This is a genomic window from Catonella sp., assembly GCF_052173895.1.
In the GTDB taxonomy this organism is placed as follows: Bacteria; Bacillota; Clostridia; order Lachnospirales; family Lachnospiraceae; genus Catonella.
The window spans coordinates 1-5,641 of the sequence record NZ_JBQMXS010000070.1 but is presented as its reverse complement, the minus strand read 5'-3'; the positions used below and the strand labels follow the sequence as shown (position 1 = coordinate 5,641).

Annotated in this window: 3 protein-coding genes; 1 reads left to right on the top strand and 2 read right to left on the bottom strand. The window is 30.5% G+C overall.

From position 1 onward, the window contains the following. Both ACTTG8_RS09535 and ACTTG8_RS09530 read right to left on the bottom strand, forming a co-directional pair. Window positions 1-1,560: glycoside hydrolase family 10 protein (locus tag ACTTG8_RS09535; RefSeq protein WP_442561881.1), on the bottom strand; the 1,560-nt coding region annotated here is incomplete at its 3' end. Window positions 1,561-1,573: 13 nt separating this feature from the next. Beyond that, complete coding sequence (locus ACTTG8_RS09530; protein ID WP_442561880.1) at window positions 1,574-4,324, bottom strand: N-acetylmuramoyl-L-alanine amidase; 2,751 nt, start codon at window positions 4,322-4,324, stop codon at window positions 1,574-1,576. A gap of 145 nt (window positions 4,325-4,469) precedes the next feature. On the opposite strand from ACTTG8_RS09530, the gene ACTTG8_RS09525 reads away from it, so the two are divergent. Next, window positions 4,470-5,522, top strand: a complete 1,053-nt coding sequence (locus tag ACTTG8_RS09525) for a tyrosine-type recombinase/integrase (RefSeq protein WP_442561879.1) — start codon at window positions 4,470-4,472, stop codon at window positions 5,520-5,522. Window positions 5,523-5,641 lie beyond the last annotated feature (119 nt).

Here is a 5,641-nt window from a genome sequence, read left to right as displayed (position 1 = left end):
AATCAAATTACGATATTCATCCATAGCACCGGATTTTTTAAGATATTCTTCTTTCATATAGTTATATCTGTAAAGCGAAAATCCTTTTAATGATTTATTTCTAAGGCTTGATACCATTTTTCCTAAAATATCATGGTTATTTTTCCATTCCTCAGTTTCTTGAGCCTGTGCAAGGTGCATAGGTAAGGCAACATATAATTTTACATTAGGATTGGTAACTACAGCCATCCATTTATTGACATTTTCTTCAAACGGGCATACGCTATGTTCAAATCCCCAGTATTGCTGTGGAGCAATGTAATCAACAAATCCGGTTTCCCTGCCCCATCTGTCTATGTCAACATAATATTTGTCTTTAGCTCTTAAATTATTTATATTACCTGCTGGACTTATTCCGAAAGTTTTATTGTTACCGGAGTTTTTAACTGTTTTATATACAGCTTGTACCATCTTATTTATATTATTTCTTCGCCAATCAACGATAGAAAGTGGATTCTCAGTATCATTTGCATATTCTTTATACTCTTTTGAATCGAATTTGGAAGAATAATTGTTTCCTAATGAAGGGTAGAAGTAATCATCAAAAATAATTCCATCAACTTCATAGTTTTTAACAATCTCAGCCACACCATTTTTAATTAAATTTATAACATCAGAGGATGAAGGATTGTAGTAATACATCTTACCAAATTTCAGTATATTCCTATCATTATCTTCATCATCATCATTTAGCCATCTATAAGCAGGATTATTTTTGGACAAATTCGGAAACTCTGTTTCTGTTGAAACTCTGTATGGATTAATGTAAGCATGAATTTTTAATTTTCTAATATGTGCAGCATCCGTCATAATTTTTAGAGGATCAAATCCTGGATCTAAACCTTGCTTGCCCGAAATGTACTTTGACCAAGGAAAATAAGCTGAACGATACATAGCATCACTAAATGGTCTTACATGCACATATATATGATTCATTCCATCAGCAGATATTTTATCAAACATTCTGTTTATTTGATTAGTAAAATCACTTTCTGTATATCCTTTGCTGTCAAATTCTAAAAATGTAATCCAAACAGCCCTAACCTCATCTGAAGATACCATATTATTGTCTTTATTTCCTGTACTATTAGAGGTATCAGTGGTATTAGAATTACTACTATTGTTGTTAGAATTTGGCTTAATCTTGATTCTTTGTACTACACTATTACCAGCCTTGTCCATAGCATATATGGTGTAAATGCCATTTTCCTTAACATTTATACTTGTTGTTACCTTTTTAGATGATGAGAGCGATACACTTTTATTTTTTTTTGCATAAAATGAATCCTTAAAAAATGACATTCTGTGGCTACCAGTTGAATATTTGATTACTGTAACTGCCTTATTATCAGTTACAATAATCTTCATTTTTAATTTACCATTATTTTGGTCTCGGTATACAGAACAATTTATTACCGGTTCGACATCATCTTTTGCATATACTTCACAACTGTAAAATATATTAAAAAACAGCTGTAAGACCATGGTTATTATAATTAACCTCTTTATATATTTACTCAAATCTTCTCTCCTTCTATCTTCCTGTAGGATAATTATCAAATATTTCTTCTATGGTATTATATAATATTTCGGCAGATTTATCATGAGTTTCAAGCTTGCTGAATTTTTTTAAATCATCCGGATTTGTCAAAAAAGCAAATTCAATAAGTACTGCAGGAACAGTATTCATATTAGTTACTACATAAATATTACTCTTCACTCCCCTATTTGTCATTTTAAGTGTTGAAGTAATATTTTTTAAAAACATACTTGCCATAGTATAGCTGGAAAGTCCATTTGGCTGTATGGCATTATTTCTTGTTGAATAATATACCTCCGTTCCATTTGGCTTTGTAGTATTAAAGGAATTCATATGAATACTTATAAATAAGTCTGCATCCACCTTACTTGGGAAGGCAGCTCTCTCCTTCAATGTTGGGTATGTATCATCTTTTCTTGTCCAATATACTTTTAAGTCTTCATCTTCATCAAGATAATTTCGTAAATATGTATAACCTATTGAAAGAACTACATTTTTTTCTTTATATATTCCATTCATACTAAGCATTCCCGGATCCTGTCCACCATGTCCTGGATCTATTACAACTACTTTAGAGTATAATTTTTTTGCCCTATCTATTGCTATATTTATCTTATTTTTTGCAAAATTAAGCCTATAGGCATAAAGTTTGGTAGTATAGAAAGTAAGCACTGTATCTCCATCGTCATTTAATGTTACAGTGACATTACTTACCTTATTATTATCATACTGTACCGGATTTGCATTATAATAACTTCTTACATCCCCCGGAAGTGTCACAGTAAAATTATTTGAAAAATAATTATCTTCATGTTCAATATCGTCTTCACTAATTCCATCAGGTAGTTGTACTACTGCTCCATTAACTTTGGATAATACAGATTTTGAAAGTATCAGGCTTACAGAATTACCTGTCTGCTTAGTATAATATTTAAGCTTAGAGGACTTGGATAGTGAAATCCTGCTCTCTTCTATTCCATTGTTAAAATAAGTAAATAAGCTTATATCTTCTCCAGAAAGATTTGCATAATTTGCATAAGAACCTGAACCTATCATATCAATAATATTATGTATACTAAAATCAATATTACTATCAGAACTTCCATTTTCCTGCAATGTTAACGGTGCAAGTCCTGTAAAAGTAAAGGTATAGTTACCATTATTGTAATTACCATTGATTTCTTCAATCGTGTTTTTGTATATTTTCAAGGTAAGTGTTTTACTGTCTTCAGATAGTGACATATCATATCCAATAACTCCTGCAACAAGGGAAAAATCTACACTGGTAGTGCGTGTTTCAGCATTATATACTGTAGTTATAGAAGATGTTGTTCGTATATTTGATGCATATACCTGTCCATTATTTGAGGTTATTTTCTCAAGATTTAACAACAAATGATTATTATTCAAATTTCCTGTTATACCTGAAAATCCCATTGTAGATGTAATAAGATAAGTATCAAAGGGACCTTCGGTGCTTGCCGGAAGACTTTTTATATCAACAATGGATGAATCTGATGAGTTATTCTGTTTACCAGCTAAGCTCTGAACAGCTGATAAAGCTGAAACGGGAACAGCTGCACCCTTCCTCTTCCAACTAAACGGAAAGTTACTTGCATTAAAAGGTTCAGAAGGTTTTGCTGTGTTAGTATTATCAGTTTTATCTTCTTCTTTTTTGTTATCTTCTTTTATATCATTTTCTTTTTTATCATTTTTCGTATTTGTTTCTAAAGGTTTTTCAACAATAATTTCCTCAGCCTCATCAATATCCGGAAAGGTTAATAAACTTACGGATTGATCAGTTTCAATATCAATTTCAAACAAGTTACAAATATCTTCTATAGGTGCATAAATACCATTTTTTCCTGAAAAATTCAGTATGATATCATTAGGAGCTTTACTAAGCATTACCTGAGTTCCATTGTAATCAGCTGTTTTACTTCCTAAAGTCATTGTTAAAATATTATCATCTAATCCCAAAGTTATTTTTTTTGTAGCTTTGTTATAAGAATAACTACCTTCGGACATATTTGATAAGAAAATTTTTTTAACAGGTGCCATTAAAGTTTTGCCTATATAAACTCCGGGCAGCTTTGCGTTATTAAGTTTTACATTATCTATGTTAAATATTACTTTTTTACCCTTTACATTGTAAGTCTTTCCGTTATATACAAAAGTTTCTTTATTAGTTTTTTTAACAGTTTTATTATTAGTTTTTTGTGAAGATTTTTTCTTAGTTTTTTTTACAGTTTTGCCGGTCATAGATGCAATTCCGGTACTACTATCCCAATCATAAGTTAAGCCAAATTTTTGAGCCACATATCTTGCAGGAACATATACCTTCGATACGTTATTGTTGAATTTTATAAGCCTAGGTACAATAGGAACTGTTTCAAGCTGTCCGTTTACCTTAGCTGTATAGGAGTCTAAGGTAAGTACAAGTTTGATTTTATCTCTTTTTAATTCTACAGTTTTAGATTTTTTATTAAACTTGTAAGAAAGCCCTATCTTAGAATCTACAAAAATTTCTTTTACACTGGCAAGAGAAATCTGCTCTATTATAATACCCGGATATTTAGACTTTATTTTAGAACCATTTATTGTATACTGAACCTGTGTATCAGAATAATTAATCTGTCTATTATCATATTTTATTTTTATATTATCTGCAAATGACATATTAGGAAAGCTACAGCTTAACAATCCCAACACCGATATAAATGTAATTATCTTTTTAAAATTCATTGTTTTACTCCAATCATAATAAATATACCGAACAATTTTACTGTTAAATAATAAATTTTTCAAGTGTTAAAATTATGTCATTTTGACTATATTTATTATATATGCTATAATTTTGCTATAAATGTTTATAAATTAAGGAGTTCACATGGCAGAACATACATATAGCCAGCAAATTGATATTGAAAATGAATTAAAGTTAAGAGAACTATTAAAAAAGCTCCCAAAATTTGCATCAGACTTTTTTAGAGGAATTGAATCAACTACAGCCTCTAGAACTCGTATTGCCTACGCTTATGACCTTATAGTATTTTTTAACTGGATTAAAGAAGTTAACCCATCTCTTACAAATATTAATATACAAAATATTGGTATTGATATTCTTGACAGTCTAAAAGCCGTAGATATTGAGGAATATATTTCTTATATAAGATATTATATTAAAGACGGTACAGAACATGGGAATAAGGAAAAAGGAATTAAACGTAAACTAATAGCCCTTAGAACCTTTTATAAATACTACTATAAAAAGGAACGCATTAAAACTAATCCAAGTGTATTAGTAGATACTCCCAAACTACATGATAAGGCTATAGTACGCTTAGAGGCTGATGAAGTGGCAAGTCTACTTGATAATATAGAGTCCGGAGAAGGGCTTTCAAAAGTTCAGCATAGATTTCATGAAAAAAACTCAATTCGTGATTTAGCCATCATCACTCTGCTGCTTGGCACAGGTATACGAGTTTCTGAATGTGTAGGTATAGATATCTCAGACATAGATTTTAAAACTAATGGAGTTAAAGTTCATAGAAAGGGAGGATATGAAACAGTTGTTTACTTTGGAAGTGAGACTGAAAAAGCTCTGATAAATTATATAGAAGAAAGAAAGAAGATAAATGCAGTAGATGGACATAAAAATGCCCTCTTTCTATCTATACAAAAAAAACGCATCAGTGTAAGAGCTGTAGAAATTCTTGTTAAAAAATATGCCGGTCTTGTTACTTCACTGAAAAAAATAACTCCCCATAAACTTCGAAGTACCTATGGTACAAGTCTATATAGAGAAACCGGAGATATTTATTTGGTAGCCGATGTTCTTGGTCACAAAGATGTAAATACTACAAAAAAACACTATGCTGCCATTGAGGAAGACAGGAGAAGAAAAGCAGCTAATATTGTCAAATTGCGTGAGGAGAATTAGGGGGGATAAATATTTTATTTTTGTCTATTCTGTACATTAAACTTTCCAAACTTTGTGCACTTTATCATTGTCTGAAAATTCAAAATATATTATAATATTCCTATCTTGTTACTTCTAAA

Bases quoted from the DNA above. Each gene is read 5' to 3' on its own strand.
- ACTTG8_RS09525 (WP_442561879.1), top strand. From the start codon at position 4,470: ATGGCAGAACATACATATAGCCAGCAAATTGATATTGAAAATGAATTA.
- ACTTG8_RS09530 (WP_442561880.1), bottom strand. From the start codon at position 4,324: ATGAATTTTAAAAAGATAATTACATTTATATCGGTGTTGGGATTGTTA.